The sequence below is a fragment of the Promicromonospora sp. NPDC050880 genome (assembly GCF_044456525.1).
GTDB lineage: Bacteria > Actinomycetota > Actinomycetes > Actinomycetales > Cellulomonadaceae > Promicromonospora.
Genome location: NZ_JBITFV010000004.1, coordinates 88528 through 114172, shown reverse-complemented (window position 1 = coordinate 114172; position 25645 = coordinate 88528). Strand labels below are relative to the sequence as shown.

Here is a 25645-nt window from a genome sequence, read left to right as displayed (position 1 = left end):
CGCCGGCCCTGTGGGTGGCGGGCCGGCGCCGGTCATCGCCGGGCCGCAGCCGGGCCGGCGTCGCGGAGTGTTGAGTGCGGGAGTAGGTGCGTTCTGAGCGCTCGGAGTGCTACCAGGTCCGCGTTCGCCGCCGGCGGCTGGGTGGGGCCGATGGGTGGGGCCCGTCGGTGGGGCCCGTCGGCGAGGCCGGTGGGTGAGGCCCGTGGGTGAGGCCGATGGGTGAGGCCGGTGGGTGAGGCCCGTCGGTGAGGCCCGTAGGTGAGGTCGGTGGGTGGGGCTGGTGGGTCCGTCAGGTCGGGAGGGTGCGGGCGATGTGGGCGCGGGTCGCGGCGAACGCCGCCGCCTGCTCCCGGGACTGGCCGGGGTACTCGGCATGGCCCGCCGCGTGGATCGCCAGCTCGAGGTCCGCCCCCGCCGCCCGGCCGACCCCGTTCGCCACCGCGAACTGTCCCGGCGGCGGCACGTGCGTGTCCCACGCCGCGCACTCGACGCGGGTGGGCACGCGCAGGTGCGTGGCGGCCACCGACGCGTCGTGGAACGCCAGCACCTCGCGTGCCTCCGGGTGGTCCGCGACGTGGTGGCGCACGGCCTCGCCGCTGCCCGTGCACGGCATCGTCAGGCGCAGGTCGTGCTGGCCGAACGTCGGCACCTCGAGCGTGGCGCCCACGAACCGGTCGTCCCACGGCACGGCCAGCGCTCCGATGCCGCCGCCGAAGCTCGTGCCGACGAAGTACAGCGGCAGGTTGCCCAGGGTCGCGTCTCGCCGGGCCAGCAGGTCCAGCAGGGCGGTCCCCGCGTGCCAGAGGTCCACGGCGGACCGCCCGACGGCGTATGTCTCCACCGCCTCGATGCCGTGCAGCACGTGCCGCGAGCTGGTGTCGGGCGCCCCGACACCGGCGTTCAGAGCACCGAGCCCGCGCGCGACGGGGAAGATGACGGCGGCGTCGTGCGGCACCCGTTCGAAGGTCGGGGCGTCCCGCCCGCCGTACCCGTGGCTGTGCACCACGCCCACGCGGGGTCGTCCGTCCACCGGCACCGCGACCCAGGCCCGCAGGCGCAGCCCGCCGTCGGCGGTGTACGTCACCACGGAGACGTCGTGCGTGGGCCGGCGAGCCCCACCCGCCGCCTCGACCACCACGTCGGACGGCACCTCCCGCGCCCGGGCGTACCAGGACCGCCACAGCTCCGCGAACCCGTCCGGCTCGGCGGCTGGCACCACGGCGAGCAGCGCGTCGCGGTCGTACCCGTAGGTGCCGTCGAGGGGGCTGCCCGGGAACCATCGGTCGTAGGGGCTCGGCAGGTCCGGGGGTGCGGCAGGGGTCACGTCGGGTTTCCTTCGGCGGGTACGGCGGTGGCCGACGGCGCGGCTCGTGTCACACTGAGCCGGTCGTCGAAAGGGGTAGGTGTGCTGGTCGCTGAGCGCAGGGCGCGGATCGTCGACGAGGTGGCCCGCCGGGGCGCCGCGAGCATCGCGGAGCTCGCCGACGAGCTCGGCGTGAGCGCGATGACGGTCCGCCGCGACATCGAGGTGCTCGCGGACCACGGGAAGCTGGACCGGGTGCGGGGCGGTGCCACGGCGCGGCCGGACGAGACGGTGCGCCAGGACCGCGGGTTCGTGGCCCGCGTGCACCAGCAGGTCGCCCAGAAGCGGGCGATCGCGCGGCACGCGGCAGCCCTGGTGGAGCCGGGTATGGCGGTCGGCCTCTCCGGCGGCACGACGGCGTGGGTGCTCGCACAGGAGCTCCGCGACGTCGCGGAGCTGACCGTGGTGACCAACTCGCTGCCGGTCGCCGAGGTGTTCCGGCGTCCTGACCGGTCCGACGAGCCGTACACGCAGTCCGTGGTGCTGACCGGCGGCGTCCGGACGCCGTCCGACTCCCTGGTGGGCCCGGTGGCCGTGCGGTCGCTGGAGCACCTGCACCTGGACATCGCGTTCCTCGGCGCGCACGGCATCGACCTGCACGCCGGCCTGACCACGCCGAACCTCCTGGAGGCCGAGACCGACCGCGCGCTGCTCGCGGCGGGTGCCGCCGCCGTCGTGCTGGCCGACCACTCCAAGTGGGGCGTCGTGGGGCTGACCACCGTGGTGGACCTGCGCGACGTGCGCCACCTCGTGGTCGACGACGGGCTGGACGAGGCGGCCCGCGCGACGCTCGCCGAGCAGGTGGGCGAGCTCCAGGTCGTGCCGGTGGACTGAGCCCGGGCGTGCCCGGGAGGCCGGCCGTGCGGCACGGCCCGCCGGGGCCTCACCGGGCTGTGCTGGCCCGGGGCACCACCCGCGCCCCGACCACCACGTGCTCCACGGGCAGGTTGCCGCCGGGCGGGGTGGCGATCTGCCGTTCGAGCTCGCTCAGCGCGCGCTCGACCAGCGCCTCCTTGTCGGGGGCGACCGACGTCAGGGCGGGCACCGTGAACCGCGCGCCGCGCACGTCGTCGATGCCGACCACGGCCACGTCGCCGGGCACCGACCGCCCGCCGGCCTCCAGCGCGACCAGCGCGCCGAAGGCCACGGAGTCGTTCGCGCAGACCAGGCCGTCGAACGCGACCCCCCGGCGCAGCAGGTCGGCGACCGCCCGCAGGCCCTCGTCCGGCGTGAACGCGTCGAGCTGCGCCACCAGGTCCGGGTCCTGCACCAGCCCCAGGGCCGCGACGGCGTCCCGGTAGCCCGTGTACCGCCGGTCGGCGGCGTCGGACGGGCGCGCGTCCCGGGTGCCCACGTACGCGACCCGGGCGCAGCCGACCTGGGCCAGGTGCTCGGCCGCGGCGTAGGACGCCGCACGGTTGTCGATGGTGACGTGCGTGAACGGGCTGACCAGGATGTGCTCGCCCAGCAGCACGAGAGGGCCGGGCGTGGCGCGGCGGGTCAGGTCGGCCACCGACAGCGCGCGGGGGATGTGGATCAGCCCGTCCGTCGCCGGCAGGCCGATGCCGTTGGCGACGTTGACCTCGCGCTCGTGGTCGCCGGCGGTCTGCTGGATGAGCACCGACAGGCCGCGCTGGTCCGCGCGCCGCACCAGCAGCGCCGTCAGCTCGGCGAAGTACGGCTCCTCCAGGTCCGGCACGGCGAGCGCCACGATCCCGGTGCGCTCTTTCCTGTGCACGACCGACAGCGTAGTGGTGCCCGCCCGGGGGCGGGGGACCGGCGACACCGCGGGCGCGGTGCGCAGGGCACGGTCGTTCCCGGTCGGCATCACCGCTCCTGGACCCGGAACGCGACCACGCGGGCCTGCTCGGCACCGTTGGTGGCGCCCACCACGAGGCGGGCGGAGCGGACGGCGCCGAGGTCGTCCGGCAGGGGGTGCACGCGCAGCCGCTGCCGGTTGCCGGTCACGGCCGCGACGGTGACCCAGTCCGGCCCGTCGTGCGGCAGCACCTCGACGCGGTAGTCCTTCACCAGCGTGGGCAGGATCTCGTGGGGGGTGCGGTGGTGGTGCAGCGTGTTGAGCTCGACGTCCAGGTCGTCGTCGAGCACGACCCGCACCTCGCCCGGGGTCACGGGCTCGTCCCAGTCCAGGCGCAGCCACTCCTCGCGGCCGGGGGACAGGGGCGCCGAGGCCCACATGTTCGGCCCGCCGTGGTTGCGGTGGTAGCCCGACGTCGCCCGCTCGGGCGCGAGCGCGTGCGTCTCGGGGGCGGTCCGGAAGACGACGGACCGGCCGCGCAGCGGCTTGGTGGGCCACTGCACGAGCAGCTCGTCGGTGCTGATCTGCACGTTCTGGTCGTCGCTGTCGACGCGGTGCACCAGGGTGAGCACCCCGGGCGGCAGCGTGGCCGTGGTGTGCACGGCGAGGTCGGGGTTGGCGCGGAGCACCACCACGGCGTTCTGCGGCACCTCCGGGGCGAACGGCACGTGGGCCGTGACCCAGCGGTGGTCACCGGCGGGCACGACGACGTCGGTCGCCGACTCCAGGTGCGCGGGCACCACGTTCTGCTTCTTGCCGGTGGAGTACACCTCCACCCGGAGCGTCGTGTCGTTCCGGGCCGAGACGAGCAGGTCCACGCTGTCCAGGCGCGGGTGCACGGGCAGCGCGATGCCCAGGTCGACGTCGAGGTCGTGCACGTCGAAGTCGTCGTACGGGTCGCCGGTCGTGGCGGCCACCGGGGCGGCGACGGTCGTGGTGGTGCTCGACGCCGTCACGCGGGCGCGCCGGGCCAGGTCCCGCTCGTCGGCGTTCGCGACGCCGACCAGGGGAGCGTCCCAGGCCAGCAGCGTCTGGCGCAGCTCGTCCAGGTGGTCGGTGTACACGCCGCGCGGCGTGGTGCCGTGCTCGACGCACAGGGCCGCCGCGGTGCCCGCGGCCTGGCCCATGGCGCCGCAGGTGGCCATGACGCGCGCCGCGCCGAACGCGATGTGCGTGGCCGAGACGTCACGGCCCGCGAACAGCATGTTCTCCACGTTCACGGAGTACAGGGACCGGTAGGGGATCTCGAAGACGCCGTCGGAGAAGCGCTGCAGGGCCCCGGCCCCGGTGGCGTACATGCCCTGCGCGGGGTGCAGGTCGATGGACCAGCCGCCGAACGCGACGCCGTCGGCGAACTCGGTCTGGCCCACGATGTCGCCCTGGTGCAGAGTGTAGTCGCCCACGAACCGGCGGTACTCGCGCTTGCCGGGCACGTTGCCGATCCACTCGAGGGTGAGGTTGTCGGCGTCGAACGTCCCGGAGTTCTTGATGTGGTCCCAGATGCCGAGGATGACGCCGCGCAGCTCGTCGCGGATCCGCTCGTTGTCGTCGACCGTGTCGAGCTCGCCGCCCCACTCGATCCACCAGTAGTGCGCGCCGGAGTCGCCGCTGCGGATGATGCGGTGCTCGGGGATGGGGGTGCCCGAGATGTCGATGGCGCTCTCCGGCGCCACGTACTTCACCGGGTGCCCCAGGTCCTTCGTGTAGAACAGCAGCGTCGAGCCGAGGAACTCGCGCACCGCCTCCGGCGGCGCCCACTCCTCGCCGAACTCGGCATGGCTCTCCTTGCCGAGCCGGTACCGGGCCCCGGCGAGATGGCCCACGAGCCCGTCGCCGGTGCAGTCCAGGAAGACCGGCGCGGTGAAGGTCGTCAGGATCTCCGACGCCATGGTCCAGCCCGTCACCGACTCGATGCGCCGGGCGTCGTCCGGCCCCGTGGCGCGCACCTCGCGGACGTCGGTGTTCAGGAACAGCCGGATGTTCTGCTCGCGACGCACGGTGTCCAGCACGACGTCGTCCCAGTAGACCGGGTTCCCCTCGGGGTTGCGGTACTGGTTCTCGACGTACATCTCGCCGATGATCCCGGTCTCCCGGGCCCATCGCTGGTTGCCGTGCGCGGTCGCCCCGCACACCCACACCCGCACCTCGGACGACGAGTTGCCGCCGAGCACCGGCCGGTTGTTGATCAGCACGACCTGCCGGCCCATCCGGGCGGCCGCGACGGCGGCACAGACGCCGGCGAGGCCCCCTCCGACGACGACGATGTCGGCTTCTACCGTCTGGGTGCGCATGTTCTCCTTGTTTCCTCAGTGCTGGGCCAAGAGTGCTGGCCAAGAGTGCTGGTGGGTGTGCGGGGCGGGGTGGGGCAGGCGTGGGGCAGGGACTAGCCGTCGACGGCCAGGGCCTCGACCTCGTAGACCCGCGCGACGTCGGTGGCCGACGCCGACGGGTCGGTGACCAGCAGCCGCACCTGGTCGGCCGTGGCAGCGGGGAACGTGAGGGTGACCGTGCCCTGCGTGCTGCCGCTGACCTGGCCCACCGGAACCCAGCCGTCGGCCGTGTGCAGCTCGACGGCGAAGGCGCGCAGCACGTCGGCCGTACCGGTGGCCTTGCTGTAGCCGCTGCGCACGCGGACCGTGTCGACGGCCGTGGGCGTGCCCCAGTCGGCGGTCAGCACCGGCTGGGTGTCCTCCAGGGCGGAGATCCAGCGGCTGGCGTCGGTGCAGGACCCGTCCACCGCGAGCTCGCCGCCGGTGTCGGCACGCAGCGTCGAGGACACGGTCACGTCCGCGCCCCGGGCCACGTTGACCCGGGTGGCCTCCCCGCGCAGGTCCGCCACGACGTCGGCGGCGGTGCCGCCCTCGGGCGTGCCGGCCGTGCGGGGCAGCGCGGCGTGGAACAGCAGCCCGGCGCCGGGGACCGTCAGGTACATCGTGTCCGTGCCGGTCGGCCCGGTGACGGCGCTCAGCCGCTGGGCACCCGTCTGCGGCTCGCCGACCGTACCGAACCGCCAGGTGCTCTCGCCCCGCACCTGCTCGGCGCGCACGACGGCGCTGCGCTGGCCCGTCACGCAGGAGGTGGTCTCCACCACCGCGTACACCCGCGTGGTGGCGCCCGCCGACGTCGTCTCGATGGCCGCCGACGTCTCGACGCCCGGCCCGAGCCCGGCCAGGTCGAGCACGGTCTCGCGCTGCCAGGCGGCGCCGTCCCAGCGGGCGTACCGGACGTCGTAGCCGTCGAACGCGGTGACGCCCTCGGTGCGGAACCGGTAGGCGATGCCGTCCAGCTCGTCACCGTGCACGGCGAGCTTCGCGGTCTGCAGGGCCGGCCAGTACGAGCCGATGTCCTCGCCCGCGGTGTACGGCTGGTAGATCACGGCGCCCGGCGTCGACGGCGTGATCGGGGTGGCGAGAGCGGCGCCCGTGACGTCGCGGAACGAGCCGTCGGCCGGGTCGTACACGGCGTACGAGCCCAGGTGCCGTGACGGGTCGGCGGGCCAGGGCCCCCACTCCCACAGCACGTGCACGCGGCCGTCCGTGCCCACCTTGAGGTCGTCCGGGTAGAACGAGTGGCCCTGCGCGTCGGCGACCACCGCGACGCGCGACCACGTGCCGGCCGAGGTGTCGAAGCGGTACAGGTTGCCCGTCCGGGCCTGCCGCTGGTCCGCACCCGCCCGGGCCATGACGTAGACGTCGCCGTCCGCGCCGCGGGCGGTCACCGGGTAGGTGATGGCGAGGTCCTGGTCCGGCATCTGCGCCGAGACGTCCACCAGCGAGGTGACGTCGCCCGGCGTCGTGGTGCGGAAGTAGTTCCACTGCTCGTGGTGCATGGAGACGAACGCGTGCACGTGTCCGTCGCCGTCCACCACGATCGAGGGCTGGTTGTGGCCGTTGTCGTCCGCGAACGTGGCGCAGCTGCCGTCGGCCGTCCGTAGGCAGCCGTCGGTCCAGTCGCCGTCCGCGCCGCGCGCGGCCACGTGCACCTCGTGCGTGGCGGCCGTGGGACCGGGCGCGTTGTAGGCGACGTAGGTGACGCCGCCGACCACGTCGAGCGGCTTCCACCAGCCCGCCTGGTTGGACGAGTCGACGGTGAAGGGCAGCTGGTCGACCTGCGCCGCGTGCCGGGCCGCGGCCGCCGGGGCGGGCGCGGCGGCGGCCGGCACGGGCAGGGCGGCGCCGAGGGTCACGGCCGCCGCGAGGGCGGCCGTGACGGCACGGGGACCGGGGTGGTGCTGTCGTCGCATGGTTCCTCCTTGAACCGTGGGGATGACTGCGGGAACGAACACGTGTCGCGGCGCCGTCAGCCGACGAGCTTCTGAGCGGCCTCGCCGGCCTTCGCCATCGCGGCCTTCGGCTCCGCGCTGCCCACCAGCACCGCCTGGACCTGCTCGGCGATGACCGTCTCGATCTGGGCGTACTGCGGGTAGACCCAGAACGGGTTGGTGGTGGCGGTGGCGGTGATCCGCTCGGCGAACTGCGCGCCGAACGCGTCGTCCGCCACCTCCGGCAGCGCCAGTGCCGACTCGGTGGCCGGCGGCAGACCGCGTGCCGCGAAGTACTGCTTCGCGACCTCGACGTCCGACGTCATCCACTTCGCGAAGTCGGCTGCGGTCTCCGCGCCGTCCCCCTGGACGACGGCGACGGCGCCGCCCCAGACCAGCGCGCGCGGGGTGTCGCCCGCGGCGAGCACGGGACGCGACCAGGCCGTGAGCTTGTCCGCGAGCTTCTTGTCGGGCGACTCGGTGACCACCGCGTCCCGGCCGACGATCGCGTCGTCGTAGATCGCGGCGCGGCCCTGGGCGAACAGCGACCGCGCGTCGAACCGGTCGACGTCGGGCGCGATGAGGCCCTGGTCGTAGAGCGACTTGTACCAGGTGACGGCCTCGACGCTCGCGTCGTCGCCGATCGTCACCGTGTCGCCGTCCAGCAGCGGGCTGCCGAACGTCTCCATCCAGATCAGCACGTCCTTGAGCTGTGCCGCCTTCGTGGACGCCGCGTAGGGGACCACGCCGCCGCCGAGCTTCTTCAGGTCCTTGAGCGCGGTCTCGAACTCGTCGATCGTCGCGGGCGCGTCGCCGATCCCGGCCTGCTCCAGCAGGCCGGAGTTGGCGACGAGACCGATCGCGCCGATGTTCCACGGCAGCCCGTACTGCACGCCGTCGAACTGCGACGCCGTGAGCCCCGCCTGCGTGTAGTCGGCGCCCTGGGCGAGCGGGCCCAGGTCCTGCAGCTTGCCGAGCGCGGCCAGCGAGCCGAGCCACGCGACGTCCACGTGCACGGCGCCGGTCACCTGGCCGCCCTTGACCTGCAGCGTGAGCTGGCTGATGTACTCGTTGTACGGGTAGGAGACCTCGCGGACCGTGACGTCGTTCGTCTCGGAGTACTGGCCCAGCAGCTCGCGGATCGCCGGGGCCGCCGTCTCCTCGGTCAGCGACCAGGAGGCGAAGCTGAAGTCGGTCTTCGCCCCGGCGGCCGCGGTGCTCGCGGCCTGGGGCGCGGCGGGGCCGGCCTCGGGCACGCAGGCGGCCAGCGTGAGTGTTCCGGCGCCGAGGCCGAGCAGCTGCAGCAGGCGGCGGCGGGACAGGGTGGTGGTGTCGAGGGCGGGGTGAGCGGGCATGGGAATCCTCCACGATGAGGGGTCGGGCATACGGGGACTACGGGCCGGGACTCCGGCGGTGGTGCCGCCGGGCGCCGTCAGCCCTTGACTGCGCCGGCGGTGAGGCCGCCGACCAGGTACTTCTGCAGGGCGATGAAGGCGATGGCCACCGGCAGCGAGACCACCAGGGACGCGGCCATGAGCTCGGGCCAGGCGGTGGACGCCTCGCCCACGAACGTGTTCACGAGGCCCGGCGGCAGGGTCTGCTTCTCGGGGCCGGCGAGCGTGAGGGCGAAGACGAAGTCGTTCCAGCCGCGCACGAAGGCGAACAGCCCGGCGGCGATGAGGCCCGGGGCCGACAGCGGCAGCACGATCGAGTGGATGATCCGCAGCCGCGAGGCACCGTCGACGCGTGCGGCCTCGACGAGCTCGTCGGGGATGGTGTCGAAGAACCCCTTGAGCATCCACACGCACAGCGGCAGCGTGAACGTGGTGAAGCTCAGCACCAGCGCGGTGTAGGTGTTGAGCAGGCCGTACGCGCTGAACAGCGAGTAGAGCGTCACCAGCAGCAGCGCCTGGGGGAACATCTGCGAGGCGAGCACGAAGTACATGAGCGACCGGCGCCCGCGGTAGCGGAACTTGGAGAACGAGTAGCCCATGTACGCCGAGACCAGCACCGAGAGCACGGCGGTGAGCACCGACACCAGCAGGCTGTTGCGCAGGTAGACGAACAGCTGCTCGTTGCCGGCCAGCGCGGCGAAGGCGTCGAGCGTCGGCGCCGCGGGGAACAGCCGGGGCGGGTAGGCGAAGACCTGGTCGCGCGGGGTGAGCGCGGTGGCGAGCAGCCAGTACACCGGCAGCAGGGCGAACCCGCCGAAGACCACCACGGTGGACCACGCGGCGATGCGCACACCGCGCCGCTCGGAACGCAGGGGGCTGCGCCGCACCGGGCGGGGCGGGGGCGTGGTGGCGTCCTGGCCGGCCGGCGCAGGGGCGGGGGTGCGGGTCGGCGTCAGCGCGCTCACTTCGCCTCTCCCTTCTCCGAGAAGCGGATGTACACGACGACGAGGCCCATCAGCAGGACCATCCAGAGCAGCCCGAGCGCGCCGGCGTGCCCGAGGTCGAACCCGTGGAAGGCGGTCTCGTAGACGGCGGTCGCGAACGTCTGCGTGGCGCCGGCGGGCCCGCCGCCGGTGAGCACGTAGATGATGTCGAAGTGCTGGAAGTTCCAGATGAGCTCCAGCAGCAGCACCAGGCCGACGATGCCCTTGACCTGGGGCAGCGTGATCGAGAAGAAGCGGCGCACGGTGCCGGCGCCGTCCATCTCCGCGGCCTCGTGCAGCTCGCGCGGCACCGTCTGCAGGCCGGCCAGCAGCATGACCATCATCCAGGGGAAGGACTGCCAGGTCTTGGCCACCACCACGGCCGTCATCGCGGTACCGGGCTGGGCGAGCCAGGGCACGGCGCCGTCGATGAGGCCGACCGCCTCCAGGACCGCGTTCAGCACGCCGTAGTTGGCGTTGAAGATCCACATCCACAGGAACGACACGACGACGCCGGGCACCAGCCAGGGGATGAGCATGAGGCCGCGCAGCACCTTGGCGCCGCGGATGCGGGTGTTCAGGGCCAGCGCCAGCGCGAAGCCGATGACGAACGGGAAGACCGTCGTGCCGATCGTGAAGACCAGGGTCTGCCACAGCAGGCGGGGGAAGTCGCCGGTCAGGACGTCGACGATGTTCGCCAGGCCGACGAACGTGCGGCCGGGGACGACCAGGCTCTGCTCGAAGAACGCCGTCACCAGTGCCGCGACGAGCGGGTACAGCACCACGCCGAGCAGCAGGGCGCCGCCGGGCAGGAGCAGGAGCAGGGCGAACTGGCCGTCGCTGAGCCGCCGTGGTGGCGAATGTGAAGTAGTGTTCTGAAGAGTTTCAAACTGTGAAGCTGACATCGCTGATGTTCCTCGTCGTCGAGGGCGGACTGCCGGGTGCGAGCGCAACAATGGCCGACCCTGTGCGGTTCTGTCAATCGACGCATCGGATTTCACCGAGGCGTGAGCCACGAAAGATCACAAGTAGTAACAGAAGCGATCACAGAATCATGGCGCGGAACAACCACGACAGGCGGCTCTCAGCCGGCAGATGTCCTGGTCAGCGTCGTGCGGAGTCAGCGACCGAGCGGGGAGCCCACCGGGTCGTCGTCCTCGGCGTCGGCGCCCCAGCTCCCGTACGGGGGCTGCTGGCGCGGGGAGGGGAACGTCACGGGCAGGCGCGCCGGGAAGCGCATCCACGGGCTGGTGGCCCACTCGACCCGGTCGGGGTCGCCGACCAGCGTCAGCTGCAGGCGCTGCAGCAACTCTGCCACGGCGATGCGGGCGACGACCCGGCCCAGGCGCGGGGCGGGGCAGCGGTGCGCGCCCGCACCGAACGACAGGTAGGCCCGGTTGCCCACGGTCTCCCACGGGTCGTCGGACTGCACCAGCGGGTCGTGGTTGGCCGCGTGCACGGCCACGACCACCGGGTCGCCGCGCTCGATGAGCTTGCCGTCGACCACCACGTCGCGCACCGCGAACCGGGGCATGAGGTTCGGGTTGGTCGTCGAGCGCCACAGCACCTCGTCGAGGGCGTCGTCGATGTGCAGCCGGCCTCCCGAGACCCGGTGGGAGAAGCGCGGGTCGCTCAGGATCAGCACCAGGGTCTGTGCCACCCAGGCCATGAGCGACTCCGTCGCCGCCGCCGTGATGGCCGTCAGCGTCTGCGCGCGCTCGAGGTCGTTCTCGAAGTTCTCGTGCACCGACAGCACGCCGGCGATGTCCCGCGTGCCGCGCTCGCGGCTGTACGCGATGTGCCCCGTGACGATCTCGCGCAGCTCGTCGGTCAGCGCGCGGGCATCGGCTCCGGCCTCGAAGATCGCCCGGGTGATCTCCTGCAGCCGCTGCGCCTGACCCGGTTCCAGGCCGTCCAGCTCGGACAGCACCAGGAACGGGACGACGGCGGCGTACTCGGCCACCAGGTCGGCGCGGCCGCGGTCCTCGAACCGGTCGATGAGCATGCCGCACAGCCGGCGGGTGATGGCGCCGGCCCGGGCCTCGTCGACCTGCTCCAGCGCGTCGTCCACGGGTGGGCGCAGCCGGGCGTGCTTGGCGCCGTCGGCGTCCGCGAGGGTGGGCTTCGGCGCCTGGGCGAGCACCAGGTGCAGGCCCGACCCCGGCCCGAGCAGGCCCTTGCCGTGACCGTTCCAGATCGACGGGTCCTTGATGAAGGTGTGGTCGTCGCGCAGCATCCCGACCGCCGCCGCGTGCCCCAGCACCAGCCAGCCCGGCACGCCGGGCTCCAGGTCGATCGGGGCGATCGACCCCCAGCGCTCACGGAGCCGCTCGTACACCGCGTTCGCGTCGGGCGACGACGTCGTCGCCACGAGCGGGGTGCGTTCGGCGACGTCGCTCAGCCGCACGGGCCGCGGTACCGATGATGCTGGGGTCACGGTTCTCCTCTCGGCGGCGGCCGCGCCCGCCGCATGTGACGCCGGGTACGAGCCTCCGCTCGGGATGCTAACGGACGATCGCTCCGCGGTGACCGACGGGCCAGGTCACGATCCGGAACGACCCTCCTGGCGGCTTGTCGGCACCGGGCGGTATGGGCAGGATGAGCGCCATGCCCCAGGCCACACCCCTGCTCAGACTGCTCAACCTGCTGCTCACCCCCGGGATGCGCACCCGCAAGGACCCCGACGCCGTCTTCGACGGCATCCTGGCCGAGGTGCAGCGCGGACGCGTCCCGCTGACCGAGGCCGACCTCGTGGCCGTCGACGGCCTGCGCCTGCTGCTGGCCGACCACGCGGCCAACCCCGACCTCAGCGGCCTCGGCTGGATGAGCACCCAGGACCAGATCCGGGACCGGCTCCGCAACCGTGCGGTGGTCCGCGACGCCCAGGCGCAGCGCCCCGAGGTGCTCCAGGAGCCGGTGACGGCGCCCGTGTTCGTCGTGGGCCTGCCACGCACCGGCACCACGCTCACGTACAACCTGATCGCCCGGCACCCCGGCAACCGGGGCCCGAAGCTGTGGGAGATGACCAACCTGGGCCTCCCGCTGCCCGAGGCCGAGCGCGCGAAGGTGATCGAGAAGACCCGCAAGCGGTTCGCGACCGTCGGCAAGGTCAGTCCCGCCTGGGCGCACCTGCACCCCCTGGTCGCCGAGAGCGAGGAGGAGGACTTCATGCTGCGCGCGCACACCGAGATGTACGCGACGTGGGGTCCCGCGCCCCAGTACCTGGAGTGGGTGGCGCAGGCCGACCTGACCGAGGACTACCGGTTCCTGCGGGACGCCCTGCAGGTCGTCGCCGCCGGCGAGGCGCCGGACCGGTGGGTGCTCAAGCACCCGATGAACCTGTGGCGCATGCCCGAGATCCTCCGCGCCTTCCCGGACGCGCGGTTCGTGTGGACCCACCGCGCGCCCGGCGCCGCCGTCGCCTCCGGCTGCTCGATGGCCGAGGCGACCCACACGATGTACGTCAAGCCCGGCCGCATCGACCTGGAGCGCATCGGCCAGGAGTGGCTGGACATCTCCGCCGGTGGCGTGGAACGGGCGCTGGCGCTGCGCGAGCAGCTCCCGTCGGACACGGTGATCGACGTCGTGTACGACGACCTGGTGGCCCGGCCCGAGGCCGTGCTGCGCGGGGTGTTCGACCGGCTGGACCTGCCGTGGACGCCGGCCGACGCCGCCAACCTCGCCGCCGCGACCGACCGGACGGGCCACCGCCCGCACGCGTACACCCTGGACCGCTACGGCCTGACCGAGTCGCAGGTGGCCGAGGCGTTCGCGGCGTACGACATCCCGACCGCCTCTCGCCCCTGAACCTCGTTGAGTGCGGGATGTTCGCCCTTCTTCGTGTGCCAGAAGGGCGAACATCCCGCACTCGACGGGCAGGCAGGGTGGGTTGGATCAGCGGGCCGCCGGGCCCGGCGGGAACTCCGGCCGGTCGAACGCGTCGCGGATGCGCAGGCGGATGGTCGTGTCCAGGGCCTGGAGCTTCTTGGAGGCGCCGCGCTCGGTCACGTCCGAGATGTCGGTGACCACGTAGCCGATGTCGCCGCGCGTGGCGAGCATCTGGCCCTCGATGTTCGCGCCGTGGTCGGCGAAGATCTGGTTCACCGTGGCCAGCACGCCCGGCACGTTGCGGTGCAGCAGCTTGATGCGGCCCACGCCCGTGTGCTCGAGCTGGAGGTTGGGCAGGTTGACGCTGAGCATCGTCGAGCCGGTGGTCACGTAGTCGCTGAGCTTCTTGGCGACGAACTGCCCGATCGCCTCCTGCGCCTCCTCGGTGGAACCGCCCACGTGCGGCGTGAGGATCACGTTCGGCAGCCCGCGCAGCACCGACTCGAACGAGTCGCCGCGCTTCTTGGGCTCGGTCGGGAAGACGTCCACCGCGGCGCCGGACAGGTGCCCGGAGGTGATGTGCTCGGCCAGCGAGTCGACGTCCACCACGAACCCGCGGCACAGGTTGAGGAAGATCGCGCCCTGCTTCATGCGCGCGAACTGCTTGGCACCGAACAGCCCCGCGTTGCCGGACCGCCCGTCCACGTGCAGCGTCACGACGTCGGCGGCCTCCAGGAGCTCGTCGAGCGTCTCGGCGCGGCGCGCGTTGCCGAGCGCCAGCTTCTCCGCCGTGTCGTAGAAGATCACCGACATGCCGAGGTTCTCGGCGAGCACGGAGAGCTGCGAGCCGATGTTGCCGTAGCCGACGATGCCCAGGGTGCGGCCGCGCACCTCGTGCGAACCCTCGGCGGACTTGTCCCAGACGCCGTCGTGCAGCGCGCGGTCGCGCTCCGTCATGCGGCGCGTCAGCGAGATGATCTCGGCGATCGCCAGCTCCACCACCGACCGGGTGTTGGAGAACGGCGCGTTGAACACGGCGACGCCGCGGTTGGCGGCCGCCGTGAGGTTGATCTGGTTGGTGCCGATGCTGAAGGCGCCCACACCGACGAGGTCGGTCGCCTCCGTCAGCACCCGCGCGGTCACCTCGGTCTTGGACCGGATGCCGAGGAGCTGGACGCCGTCGAGCGCGGAGATCAGCTCGTCCTCGTCCAGGGCTCCCTTGCGGTAGTCGACCTCGTAACCGGCCGACTCGAGGATCGGCACGGAGGTCGGGTGGACGTTCTCGAGGAGGAGGGCTCGCTGCACGGACCCATGGTGCGCCAGGGGGGCCGGATGCACCAAGCGGACCCCGCCGACGTCCCGCCTGCTGGGACGAGGACGGGGCGGCGGGCGGGCGGTCGCCCACCCGCCGCCGTCAGAACCCCTCGGGCAGCGCCCGGGCGTGCACCACGACCAGGCGCTGGGTGGGCCGCGTCATCGCCACGTAGAGGTCGCTCGTCCCGCCCGGGCCCTCCGCGATCGCCGCGGGCTCCACCAGCACCACGGCGTCGAACTCCAGGCCCTTCGTCTCGCGCGGCGTCAGCACCGTGACCTGGGCGTCCTCCGGCCGCTGCGCGGCCAGCCGGGCCGCCTCCTGCGCGCCGACGACGGCGGGCAGCGCCTCGGCCAGCGCACCCGCCAGCCGTGCCACGCCGTCCGACGGCACGACGACGGCGACGCGGCCGGCGTCGGGCCCCACGAACTCCTTGGCGAGGCGGACGGCCTCGGCGACCACCGCGTCGTCGTCCGGCAGCGCGCCGGGGCCCACGGGCGTGCGCACGGTCGTGAGCGAACCCTCGACGTCGCGCGCCGCGCGCAGGTCGGAGACGGGCAGGCTCGCGGCGCGCGCCACCCGCTGTGCGGTGTCGGCGACGGTCGCCGGCGTGCGGTAGGACACGGTGAGCTCGGCCAGCCGCCACCCGTCGCGCAGCAGCGGCGTGAGCATCCGGTCCCAGCTCCGCGCGCCCGCGGCGGACGAGGTCTGCGCCACGTCGCCCACGACGGTCATCGACCGGGTCGGCACCCGGCGCACCAGCGCGCGCCAGGCCATGGGGGAGAGCTCCTGGGCCTCGTCGACCACCACGTGCCCGTACGTCCAGCTGCGGTCCGCGGCGGCGCGCTCGGCCGTCGTGAGCGACGGCCCGCCCGCCGCGAACCGGGCCGCGAGCGTCTCGGCGTCCACCAGGCCCGCGTAGTCCCCGAGCATGGACCGGGTGGCGTCCAGGGACTGCTGCGCGTACCGGCGGGCCTGCTCGTCGGCGGCGTCCCGCGCGCGGGCCTCCGCCCGCGCCACGGAGTCGTCCTCGCCCAGCAGCTCGTACGCCTCGTCGAGGATCGGCACGTCGGACTCGGTCCACGGCGCGCCCGGCTCGCGCAGCAGCAGGCGCCGCTCGCGGGCGGTCAGCTCGGGCGCGGCCTCGGCCAGCCGGTGCGGCTTGGCGTACAGGTCGGTGACCAGCTTCTCCGGCGAGATCGGCAGCCAGGCGATGTTCAGCGCCACGCGGACGGCGCGGTCCGAGCGCAGGTCCTCCAGCACGGCCGCCCGGTCCTCGCCGGCGATCGGGTCGCCCGAGAAGTCGCGGTACTGGTCGGCCAGGCGCTCCAGCATGTCGCGCACGAACGTGGCGCGCGCCAGGTTGTGCGGCTTGTGCGTGCGGCGCGCCTTGGCGATGGCGTCGCTGACGTCGCGGGGCCGGATCACGAAGTCGTGCCCCTCGACCCGGACGGCGACCTCCTGCTGCGGCACGCGCTCGCGGGCGCGCACCGCCCGCCGGATCACCTTGCGCCACAGGAGCAGGCCCTTGAGCCGGGCCACCTGCCCCTCGTCGACGGCGGTCGCCCGGATGCCGGGGATCAGGTCGCCGATCGTCGTGGACACCACGCCGGTCTCGCCCAGCGACGGCAGCACCTGGTCGATGTAGCGCAGGAACGCGCTGGACGGGCCCACCACCAGCACGCCCGACCGCTCCAGCAGGCGCCGGTGGGCGTACAGGAGGTAGGCGGCGCGGTGCAGCGCCACCGCCGTCTTGCCGGTGCCCGGCCCGCCCTGCACCACCAGGGCGCCGGTCAGGTCGGACCGGATGATGCGGTCCTGCTCCGCCTGGATGGTCGCGACGATGTCCGTCATGCGGCCCGTGCGGCCCTGGGCCATGGCCGCCAGCAGGGCGCCCTCGCCGGACAGCGCGTCGGCGTCGATCTCGGCGTCGAGGTCCAGCACCTCGTCCTCCAGGCCCGTCACCGACCGGCCCTTGGTCACCAGGTGCCGTCGCCGGCGCACGTCGCCCGGGTGCAGCGCGGTGGCCCGGTAGAACGCCTCCGCGGCCGGCGCGCGCCAGTCGGTGAGCATCGAGCGGTGCTCGGCGTCGGTCAGGCCGATGCGCCCCACGTACCGGGTCACCGCGCCGTCCTCGGACCCCTCCACGAGGTCGAGGCGCCCGAACACCAGACGGTCCTCGACGGCGTCGAGCTGGGCCGCGCGGTCCTCGTAGAGCGTGGCGAAGGCGTCGCGCTCGCTGCGGTTCTGGTGCGTGCCGACCGCACCGGCCAGCCGGACGTCCCGCAGACGGTCTGCGGTGGTGCCGCGCAGGGTGTCCAGCCGGGCGTACATCGTGTCGACGACCTCTTGCTCGTGGGCGAGCTCGCCCGCGATTCCCGTCACGCCCTACCTCCGTGCCTCACCAGCGAAAATGCGTCGGTCGCGATCAACCGGCCAACCATTATCGCGCACCGCTCGGCGGCCCGCGCTGACACGGCGTCATCTCGCTGGATAGGATCGCCGCCATGGCACTGGGCGGGGTGGGATCTGCGGGGCCCACGAGGGGCTCCGCCTCCCCGGCGCGCCTGTCCCGGATCGACGGTCCCATCTCCGTCCTCCTGGTGGAGGACGACGACGCGGACGCGTTCCTCGTGGCCGAGCTGCTGGCCGACGCCGACGTCGAGGCCGACCTGCGCGCGGACCTGCACCGCGCCCGCTCGATCGACGAGGCCCTGAACATCCTGTCCATGGTCGCGGTGGACTGCCTGCTGCTCGACCTGGGCCTGCCCGACGGCGACGGGCTGGATGCCCTCCGGCGCGTCATCGAGGGCATCGAGGTGCTGCCGGAGCAGCCGGCCGTCGTGGTGCTGACGGGCAACACCGCGCACGACCTGGGCGCGGCAGCGGTCGCCAACGGGGCCGACGACTACCTGGTCAAGGCCGACGTCGACGGCGACGCGCTGGCCCGCTGCCTGCGGTACGCGACGCTGCGGCGCCGGTCGGCCGCGCAGCAGATCGCGCTGTTCCGCAGCGAGGTGCGCGCGGCGGAGACCACGCGGCTGGAGCGTGCGCTGCTGCCCAAGGAGCTGGTCACCGACGAGCGGGTCTCCGTCATGGTGGGGTACCTGCCCGGCGGCAACGGTCTGCTCGGGGGCGACTTCTTCGACACGGTCGAGCGCCCGGACGGCACGCTCGTGACGGTGATCGGCGACGTCGCCGGCCACGGCCCGGACGAGGCGGCGCTCGGCGCCGCGATGCGGACCGCGTGGCGCACCCTCGTGCTCGCGGACACCGCGCCCCCCGACGTGCTGCCGCTGCTGGAGCGGGTGCTGCTGGCGGAGCGCGGCCGGCCCGAGGTGTTCGTGACCATCTGCCAGATGGTGATCTCGCCGGACCGCCGGCGCATGGACGTCTATCTCGCCGGGCACCCGCCGCCCCTGCTCGTGGTGCCCCGGGTGGCCGACGGCGCGGCCGTGCTCGTCTCCCACCGGTGCGAGGAGCTGCCGGCGGCCCAGCGCGGCCGCGCCCTGGGCATCCCCGTGGACGGCGGCTGGGTGCCGCACACCGTCGAGCTCCCCGAGGTGTGGACGGCGGTGCTGTACACGGACGGCCTCGTCGAGGCGGCGGTCGGCGCCGACCCGAAGGGCACCCCGGTGCTCCCGCCCAGCGCGCAGGGGCGGATGCCGCGCCTGGGGGCGCACGGGCTGCGCTCCGTCGTGGAGCGGGAGATGGACAAGGGTACGGACGAGGTCGTGACCCGCGTGCTGCGCCGGGTGCGCGAGCTGCACGGCGGCCCGCTCGTCGACGACGCGGCGCTGCTCTTCGTCGGCTGGGCCGGCGCGGGCGCCACGGAGCCCGGCGAGCGCACCTCGACGCTCGCCGACTCGGTGGAGTGGTCGCGCGCATGACCCTGGTGCCCGACGAGCACCGGTTCACCGGTGTGTCCATGCGCCGCCGGCTCGCCCGGCTCCTGGGGGCGGTGGCGGCCATGCTCATGATCGCGCTCGCGGTGGCCGTGCTCGCCCTGGTCCAGTCCCGCGGCCTGGACGCCCGCGCGGACGGCCCCTACTACCGGGCCCTGGTCGACGGCGAGCGCGCGTCGCTCGCGCTGGCGGACGCCGACGCGTCGTTGCGCGCCTACCGGGCCACCTGCGACGACGCCGCGCTCGAACCGTGGACCCGGGCGGTCGGGGCGAGCGGCCGCATCATGCTCCTGGCCGACGTCGAGCGGCGCGAGCTGGCGGGCGACGCCGAGGTGATCCGTGCCTACGAGGAGGCCGCGCGCCGCACGGACCAGTGGTTCACGCAGTACGCCGAGCCGGTGGTCGCGGCCGTCGCGGCGGCGCCGGCCGGGCAGGTGGACTGCCGGATGGAGCTGATCGGCACGGCGCCGCCGTCGGCCGAGGGCGAGGCGCTCTACGAGAGCGCCCGGACCGCCCTCGTCCACTACCTGGCCGAGCTGGGCGCGCAGCGCGACGCGATCGTGGCCACCCGGGCGGTCTGGGAGCACCTGCTGCTGGGTGCGGTGGCGACCCTCGTGCTCGTCGTGGTGCTCATGGGCACGATGATGTGGCTCGCCCTGGAGGGCTGGGTGATCCGGCCCCTGACGGAGCTGACCGCGGCCGTGCGCGTGGTGAGCAGCGGCGGGATCCGGCGGGAGATCCGGCCCGCCGGCACGGGCGAGGTGGCTCTGCTCGCCATGCACGTGGAGACCATGCGCCGCGACCTGGTGCACCAGGTGGAGGAGATCCGGCTCTCGCACCAGGAGGTCGAGAACGCGCACACCCTGCTCAGCGAGAAGACGCGCGAGCTGGAGCGGTCCAACCGCGACCTGGAGCAGTTCGCGTACGTGGCCTCGCACGACCTGCAGGAGCCGCTGCGCAAGGTGGCGAGCTTCACCCAGCTTCTGCAGAAGCGGTACGGCGGCGCGCTCGACGAGCGTGCCGACCAGTACATCGAGTTCGCCGTCGACGGCGCCAAGCGCATGCAGGGGCTCATCAAGGACCTGCTGAGCTTCTCCCGGGTGGGTCGCACCGGCGTGCCGCGCGAGGACGTGGACCTGGAGGGCGTGCTGGTGGCCGCGCTGGCCGAGCTCTCCGACCGGATCGCGGAGACGGGTGCCGAGATCGACCACGACCCGATGCCGGAGGTGCACGGCGAGCGGGCCCTGCTCCAGCAGCTCTTCGTGAACCTGGTCGGCAACTCGCTGAAGTTCCGCGACCCGCACCGCCCGCCCGTCGTGCGGATCGAGGTGCGCAGCATGCGTGCGCACTGGGAGATCTCGGTGGTGGACAACGGCATCGGCATCGACGCGCAGCACGCGGAGAAGGTGTTCGTCATCTTCCAGCGGCTGCACTCGCGCGAGCAGTACGCGGGCAGCGGCATCGGCCTGTCGCTCGTGAAGCGGATCGTGGAGTACCACAAGGGCCGCATCTGGATCGAGCCGGCGGCCGGCGGCGGCACCATCGTGCGGTTCACGCTGGCCCGCCGGCAGGGCCAGCCCGGCCCGGGGCGCCTTTCGACCGAACGGGCGCAGTCGACTACGCTCGGCTGAGACGGCCTGATCAGGGCCGACGGCGGGCCGCGACGACGGTGCCCGGCGCTGCCGAGACAGAAGAAGACAGGTACGTGCGTGAGCGGCAACAAGGTGATGGAGATCCTCCTCGTGGAGGATGATCCGGGCGACGTCCTCATGACCCGGGAAGCGTTCGAGGACCACCGCGTCCCGAACAACGTCTCGGTGGTCGGCGACGGCGTGAGCGCGCTCGAGTTCCTCCGCAAGCAGGGACCGTACGCCCAGGCCCCGACGCCGGACCTGGTGCTGCTCGACCTCAACCTGCCGAAGATGGACGGCATGGAGGTGCTCGCGGTCGCGAAGGGCGACCCGATGCTGCGGCACATCCCCGTGGTGGTGCTGACCACGTCGGACGCGCAGGAGGACGTGGTGGGCTCGTACTCGCTGCACGCCAACGCGTACGTGACCAAGCCCGTCGACTTCGAGCAGTTCATCGCCGCGGTCCGGCAGATCGACGACTTCTTCGTCTCCGTCGTGCGGCTGCCCGGCCGATAAGGTTCCCGGCGACGCCGAGGGCGTAACGGGAAGAGAGCGGACGCTCCCGGCGTTGGACGTAGACGGGCACCTGGTCGTACCTGAACCGGCCGTACCTGGTGCCCGCCGAACACTCCGACGAGCGAGGGAGCGCACGTGCTTGACCCCCAGGGCATCTACGACGTCGACGAGGCAGCGGTCGGGCGCACGCTGGGTCGCAGCGTGCCCGGCAGCACCGACGGGCCAGTCCTCCTGCACGCCGTCCGCGGGTTCGTGGACGCGGGCAGCGCGGGCGACATCGCCGTCGAGCACCTCATCGACGAGTTCCGTGTCGAGCGCCTGGTGACGTTCGACGTCGACCAGCTGCTCGACTACCGCTCCAAGCGAGCGACCATGATCTTCGACTCCGACCGCTGGGCGGACTACCAGGCGCCCTACCTGGCGATCGACCACCTGACCGACGCGGAGGGCACGGGCTTCCTGCTGCTGCACGGTGCGGAGCCCGACCTGCAGTGGGAGCGCGTCGTCGCGGCGGTGATCCAGCTCGTCGAGCGGTTCGGCGTGAGCCTCGTGGTAGGCATCCAGGGCATCCCCATGGGGCTGCCGCACACCCGCCCGCTGTCGCTGACCGCGCACGCCACGCGCCCCGCGCTGGTGGCCGACTACACGTCGTGGTTCGGCAGCGTGAAGGTGCCGGGCTCGCTGGCCGCGCTGCTGGAGTACCGGCTGGGCGAGGCCGGCCGCGACGCGCTGGGCTTCACGGTCCACGTGCCGCACTACCTCGCGCAGTCGCAGTACCCGCCGGCGACGGTGGTCGCGCTCCAGCACACGGAGCGGGCCACAGGCCTCGACCTGGCGATCCCGGCGCTGGAGGAAGCCGCGACCGACGCGAAGATCGAGGTCGAGAAGCAGGTCGCCGAGTCGGCCGAGGTCGCGGCCGTGGTCAAGGCGCTGGAGGAGCAGTACGACGCGTTCGCCCGGTCGGTGGGCCGTCCGAGCCTGCTCGCCGAGACGACGCCCATCCCCAGCGCGGACGAGCTGGGGGCGGAGTTCGAGCGATTCCTCGCTCAGCAGAACGGCGACTGAGCCGGAGGCGCAGCGCAGGGTGCGGGCCGAGGGACGAGGCACCCGCCCGGAGCGGAACCGCAGGCTCAGGCGCCAGAGAGTAGGGACTGAGCCGCAGCGCAACCGCAGGCCGAGCCGCCGGAAGCGGGGGCTGGGCCCGCGGGACCGGGCGCGTGGGGCGGACCGGTGTGTCATAGCTGCGGCAGAAATGTGCGTGTTCCGTGGCACATTTGAGTGGTCCGTGCCACACTGGCGCACGTTGCAGTGACGTACCAAGGCCACGTCCGCCGTGTCGTGAGCAAGTCGGGAAAGCATTGCGGCGCGGGGGCGGGCAACGGGCCCGCCGTCGGATCCCGGACGGAAGGTCGAAGGACAGCATGGCGCAGGGTTCTGTGAAGTGGTTCAACGCGGAGAAGGGGTACGGGTTCATCGCCCAGGACGGCGGCGGCGCCGACGTCTTCGTGCACTACTCCGCGATCCAGTCCAACGGTTACCGGTCGCTCGAGGAGGCCCAGCGGGTCGAGTTCGAGATCACGCAGGGCCCCAAGGGTCCGCAGGCGGAAGCTGTCGTTCCGCTCTGAGGTAGCTGACGAGAAGGGCCGTGCTCCGTGTGGGGCACGGCCCTTCTTCACGTCCGGGCTGCACGTCCGGCCGACCGCCCGATGGCGGCTGTTCGGCTGGTGCGCCCGTGCGGGCCGTCCGTGTGCGTACCGGCCGCTCAGCCGGTGGCAGGCGTGTCCAGGGGAGCCGCGGTGCCCGCGAAGGCGGCGGCGTCCTCGCCCGCCAGGAGGGTCGCCGGGACGGCCAGGGAGCGCAGGGCGCGGGCCAGGCGGGGGTCGTGCAGGTCCGGGGTGGCCGGGCCGTCCTTTGAGTCGTCGCGCGCGGTGTCCTCGGGTATTGCGCGCACGGCGGCGAGGACCAGGTTGCCGTACCGGCGGCCCTTGAGGATCGCGGGCTCGGCGACGGCGGCGAGCCGGCCCTGCGCCGCGGCACCGGGGCCGAAGGCCGCGGCGAGGCTCGCCACCTCGCGCCGGGCGGTGGTCAGCGGCGGCCGGTCCGCGCAGTTGAGGAGCAGCATCCCGCCCGGCCGGAGCACGCGGTGCGCCTGCGCGGCGAAGCCCGTGCCCACGAGGTGCGCGGGTGTGCGGTCGCCCGCGAAGACGTCCCGGACCACCACGTCGTAGGACGCGTCGTGCGCCGAGGCGAGGGCGACCCCGGCGTCCTCGGCGCGCAGCCGCAGCAGGGGCGAGCGGGGCAGCGCGAACCACTCGCGGACGAGCTCCAGGAGGCGGGCGTCGAGGTCGACGCCGAGCTGGCGGGAACCGGGTCGCTCGTGCTCCACGTGCCGGGCGAAGGCGCTCCCGGCCGCCCCGAGGTGCAGCACACGGAGCGGTCCGGGCGGCAGGAGCGCCACGAACGCGGCCATCTGCTGCATGTACTCGAAGTCGAGAAAACCGGGGTCGGCGAGGTCGAGGCTGGAGCTCGGCACGCCGTTGACGTGCAGCGTCACGCGCTGAGGGAAGTCCGGGTCGCGCACCACCTCGGCCGTGCCGGTGCTGATCGGCACCTCCCCGTCGGGCAGCTCGCCGGGGAGTGTCAGTGGTGCGGAGGAGGATGGGCGGCGTCGGGTGGAGCGGCGGGCCATGAGGACAGTGTCTCCCGGGTCGGCGGGTCGCTTGACAGGATAGAACGTATGTTCGATAGTGTCGTTCAAGGGGTTCGATCGGAGGTTCGAGATGGGCACCATGCACTCTCAGGGCGCGCGCAACGTGGTCTCCGCGCGGATGCTCGCGCCGCGTGCGGTCCCGCCGGGGGTCAGCGCGCTGCTGCGCAAGGCGGACGCGGAGCTGGCCGAGGCCGCGCGCTCGACCGACCCGGGGGACCGGTTCGTGCACGCGCACCTCTCGGCGATCCGCTCGGCCGCCGCGGTGGTCGCGCTGCGCGGCCGCCCGTCGGCGCGTTCCGGCGCCCGCACGGTCTGGGACATGCTCGCGCACGCCGAGCCGGAGCTCGCGGCGTGGTCCGGGTACTTCGCGTCCGGGGCGCCCCTGCGCGCTGCGGTCGACGCCGGCCGGCCCGAACGGGTGGCGCCTGCGCGCGCCGACGAGCTGCTCGCGTGCGCGGAGGACTTCCGGGACGAGGTGGCGATGCTCGTGGACCCGGACGCGGGGTTCTCGACGCAGCGCCTGACCCTGGTGCCCGAGGCGTCGTGACGCGCCCCGCGTTCCGGCGCCGGGGCGTCCCGTGCCGGGACGTGCGGCAGTGAGTACGTTCAGCAGTGGGTGCTCGGCAAGGGGTACCAGGAACCGAGCGCCGGGTGACGGCAAGGACGGAGCACGTCGGTGAGCAAGGGGCCGCGTTCGGCGGCGGCGAGACGCGACTGGGGGTCGGACGAGTCCGGCTGCTCGGTGCTGCACCTGGACATGGATGCGTTCTTCGCGTCCTGCGAGCTGGCACGGCGGCCCGAGCTGCGGGGCCTGCCGGTCATCGTCGGCGGGCAGGAGCGGGGCGTGGTCCTGGCCGCGACGTACGAGGCGCGGGCGTTCGGCGTGCGCTCCGCGATGCCGATGACCAGGGCGCGCCTGCTGTGCCCGCAGGCCACGATCGTGCAGCCCGACCACGCCCTGTACCGCGACGTGTCGAGGTCGGTCATGGGGATGCTCCAGGAGGTCACGCCCCTGGTCGAGCAGATCAGCGTGGACGAGGCCTTCCTGGATGTCAGCGGCGCCCGGCGGCGGCTGGGTGCGCCCACGGTGATCGGGGCCGAGCTGCGCCGCCGGATCCAGGCCGAGCACGGCGTCACGGCCTCGGTCGGCATCGCGCGGAACAAGTTCGTGGCGAAGCTGGCCTCGACGCACGCCAAGCCCGACGGTCTGATGCTCGTGCCCGCGGAGGCCACCGTCGACTTCCTGCACACGCTGCCGGTCGGTGCCCTGTGGGGCGTGGGGGAGAAGACGGAGAAGGCCCTGGCGGCCTGGGGCGTCACCACGGTGCGGGAGCTCGCGCACACCGACCTGCCGAGCCTGCAGGCCGCCGTGGGGCGGGTCAGCGGGGCGCACCTGTACGACCTCGCGTGGGGCCGGGACCCGCGCCCCGTGGTGCCCGAGCAGCGCGAGCACAGCATCGGCGCCGAGACGACGTTCGGCACGGACCAGGACGACGCCGCGGCGGTCAGTCGGCGCGTGCTGGAGCTGTCCGACAGGGTCGCGGCCCGGCTGCGCCACCAGGGCGTGCTGGCGCGCACGGTGTCGGTGAAGGTTCGGTCCAGCGACTTCGCGACGTTCAGCCGATCGCGAACGCTGGACGGTCCCACGGACGTCGCCCGGGAGATCTACCTCGTCGCGCGCGAGCTCGTCGCCGGGGTGGACCTCGGTGGGCTTCCGGTCCGGCTCGTGGGCGTCCGGGGCGAGAACTTGTTGCGGCGTGACGGTTCCGCGCGCCAGCCGACGCTGGAGGAAGCGGTCGATCCGCGCTCCGGAGCACAGCGTGACGCGGAGGTCGCGCTCGACGCGGTGCGGGAGAAGTTCGGGCGAACGGCGATTGACCTGGGTGTACATCACAAGAACAGCACGCATCGATACTGATCTGC

The 25645-nt window shown here is 73.3% G+C and carries 20 protein-coding genes; 9 read left to right on the top strand and 11 right to left on the bottom strand.

What is annotated here, in order from left to right:
• Positions 1–289 precede the first annotated feature (289 nt).
• On the bottom strand, positions 290–1324 hold the full coding sequence (locus ACIBBF_RS09575) for an acetylxylan esterase (protein ID WP_397412844.1): 1035 nt from the start codon (positions 1322–1324) through the stop codon (positions 290–292).
• Between the two features lie 81 nt (positions 1325–1405).
• On the opposite strand from ACIBBF_RS09575, the gene ACIBBF_RS09570 reads away from it, so the two are divergent.
• On the top strand, positions 1406–2197 hold the full coding sequence (locus tag ACIBBF_RS09570; RefSeq protein ID WP_397412843.1) for a DeoR/GlpR family DNA-binding transcription regulator: 792 nt from the start codon (positions 1406–1408) through the stop codon (positions 2195–2197).
• Between the two features lie 49 nt (positions 2198–2246).
• On the opposite strand, the gene ACIBBF_RS09565 is transcribed toward ACIBBF_RS09570, so the two are convergent.
• From ACIBBF_RS09565 to ACIBBF_RS09535, 7 genes are all read right to left on the bottom strand, one after another.
• Entirely contained in the window at positions 2247–3101 is an 855-nt protein-coding gene (locus ACIBBF_RS09565) for a LacI family DNA-binding transcriptional regulator (RefSeq protein WP_397412842.1), read from the bottom strand.
• 89 nt (positions 3102–3190) lie between these two features.
• On the bottom strand, positions 3191–5473 hold the full coding sequence (locus ACIBBF_RS09560; RefSeq protein ID WP_397412841.1) for an FAD-dependent oxidoreductase: 2283 nt from the start codon (positions 5471–5473) through the stop codon (positions 3191–3193).
• Between the two features lie 92 nt (positions 5474–5565).
• Positions 5566–7425, bottom strand: coding sequence for a BNR-4 repeat-containing protein (locus tag ACIBBF_RS09555; RefSeq protein ID WP_397412840.1), 1860 nt, complete (start codon positions 7423–7425; stop codon positions 5566–5568).
• A 56-nt stretch (positions 7426–7481) separates the two neighbouring features.
• Positions 7482–8798, bottom strand: coding sequence for an extracellular solute-binding protein (locus ACIBBF_RS09550; protein ID WP_397412839.1), 1317 nt, complete (start codon positions 8796–8798; stop codon positions 7482–7484).
• 77 nt (positions 8799–8875) lie between these two features.
• Positions 8876–9802, bottom strand: a complete 927-nt coding sequence (locus ACIBBF_RS09545; RefSeq protein WP_397412838.1) for a carbohydrate ABC transporter permease — start codon at positions 9800–9802, stop codon at positions 8876–8878.
• Positions 9799–10725, bottom strand: coding sequence for a carbohydrate ABC transporter permease (locus tag ACIBBF_RS09540; protein WP_397412837.1), 927 nt, complete (start codon positions 10723–10725; stop codon positions 9799–9801). Before ACIBBF_RS09540 ends, ACIBBF_RS09545 begins: the two co-directional genes overlap by 4 nt.
• A 215-nt stretch (positions 10726–10940) precedes the next feature.
• Positions 10941–12257, bottom strand: coding sequence for a cytochrome P450 (locus ACIBBF_RS09535; RefSeq protein WP_397412836.1), 1317 nt, complete (start codon positions 12255–12257; stop codon positions 10941–10943).
• A 170-nt stretch (positions 12258–12427) separates the two neighbouring features.
• On the opposite strand from ACIBBF_RS09535, the gene ACIBBF_RS09530 reads away from it, so the two are divergent.
• Positions 12428–13627, top strand: a complete 1200-nt coding sequence (locus tag ACIBBF_RS09530; protein WP_397412835.1) for a sulfotransferase family protein — start codon at positions 12428–12430, stop codon at positions 13625–13627.
• 87 nt (positions 13628–13714) lie between these two features.
• Here the strand turns inward: ACIBBF_RS09530 and serA are convergent, their stop codons facing one another.
• Positions 13715–14953, bottom strand: a complete 1239-nt coding sequence (gene serA, locus ACIBBF_RS09525; protein WP_397412834.1) for a phosphoglycerate dehydrogenase — start codon at positions 14951–14953, stop codon at positions 13715–13717.
• Positions 14954–15062: 109 nt separating this feature from the next.
• Positions 15063–17345 (bottom strand): HelD family protein, encoded by a 2283-nt coding sequence (locus ACIBBF_RS09520; protein WP_397412833.1) that lies wholly within the window; start codon positions 17343–17345, stop codon positions 15063–15065.
• A 122-nt stretch (positions 17346–17467) separates the two neighbouring features.
• Here ACIBBF_RS09520 and ACIBBF_RS09515 point away from each other — a divergent pair, with 122 nt between their 5' ends.
• From ACIBBF_RS09515 to ACIBBF_RS09495, 5 genes are all read left to right on the top strand, one after another.
• A complete protein-coding gene (locus ACIBBF_RS09515) occupies positions 17468–18850 on the top strand; it encodes a PP2C family protein-serine/threonine phosphatase (RefSeq protein ID WP_397412832.1) in 1383 nt (460 codons plus the stop codon).
• On the top strand, positions 18847–20496 hold the full coding sequence (locus ACIBBF_RS09510; RefSeq protein ID WP_397412831.1) for an ATP-binding protein: 1650 nt from the start codon (positions 18847–18849) through the stop codon (positions 20494–20496). Before ACIBBF_RS09515 ends, ACIBBF_RS09510 begins: the two co-directional genes overlap by 4 nt.
• 96 nt (positions 20497–20592) lie before the next feature.
• Complete coding sequence (locus ACIBBF_RS09505; protein WP_397413054.1) at positions 20593–21012, top strand: response regulator; 420 nt, start codon at positions 20593–20595, stop codon at positions 21010–21012.
• Between the two features lie 135 nt (positions 21013–21147).
• Positions 21148–22077: a proteasome assembly chaperone family protein gene (locus ACIBBF_RS09500; RefSeq protein ID WP_397412830.1), complete on the top strand. Its 930-nt coding sequence runs from the start codon at positions 21148–21150 to the stop codon at positions 22075–22077.
• A gap of 356 nt (positions 22078–22433) precedes the next feature.
• Entirely contained in the window at positions 22434–22637 is a 204-nt protein-coding gene (locus tag ACIBBF_RS09495) for a cold-shock protein (RefSeq protein ID WP_020016705.1), read from the top strand.
• Between the two features lie 137 nt (positions 22638–22774).
• Here ACIBBF_RS09495 and ACIBBF_RS09490 read toward each other — a convergent pair whose 3' ends face one another.
• The gene (locus ACIBBF_RS09490; RefSeq protein WP_397412829.1) at positions 22775–23701 is read right to left on the bottom strand and encodes a spermidine synthase; all 927 of its coding nucleotides are present in this window, start codon (positions 23699–23701) and stop codon (positions 22775–22777) included.
• A gap of 100 nt (positions 23702–23801) precedes the next feature.
• On the opposite strand from ACIBBF_RS09490, the gene ACIBBF_RS09485 reads away from it, so the two are divergent.
• Both ACIBBF_RS09485 and dinB read left to right on the top strand, forming a co-directional pair.
• Positions 23802–24269 carry an SAV_6107 family HEPN domain-containing protein gene (locus tag ACIBBF_RS09485; RefSeq protein WP_397412828.1) on the top strand — a complete coding sequence of 156 codons (468 nt, stop codon included), beginning with the start codon at positions 23802–23804 and terminating at the stop codon, positions 24267–24269.
• Positions 24270–24398: 129 nt separating this feature from the next.
• Positions 24399–25640 (top strand): DNA polymerase IV, encoded by a 1242-nt coding sequence (gene dinB, locus ACIBBF_RS09480; RefSeq protein WP_397412827.1) that lies wholly within the window; start codon positions 24399–24401, stop codon positions 25638–25640.
• Positions 25641–25645 lie beyond the last annotated feature (5 nt).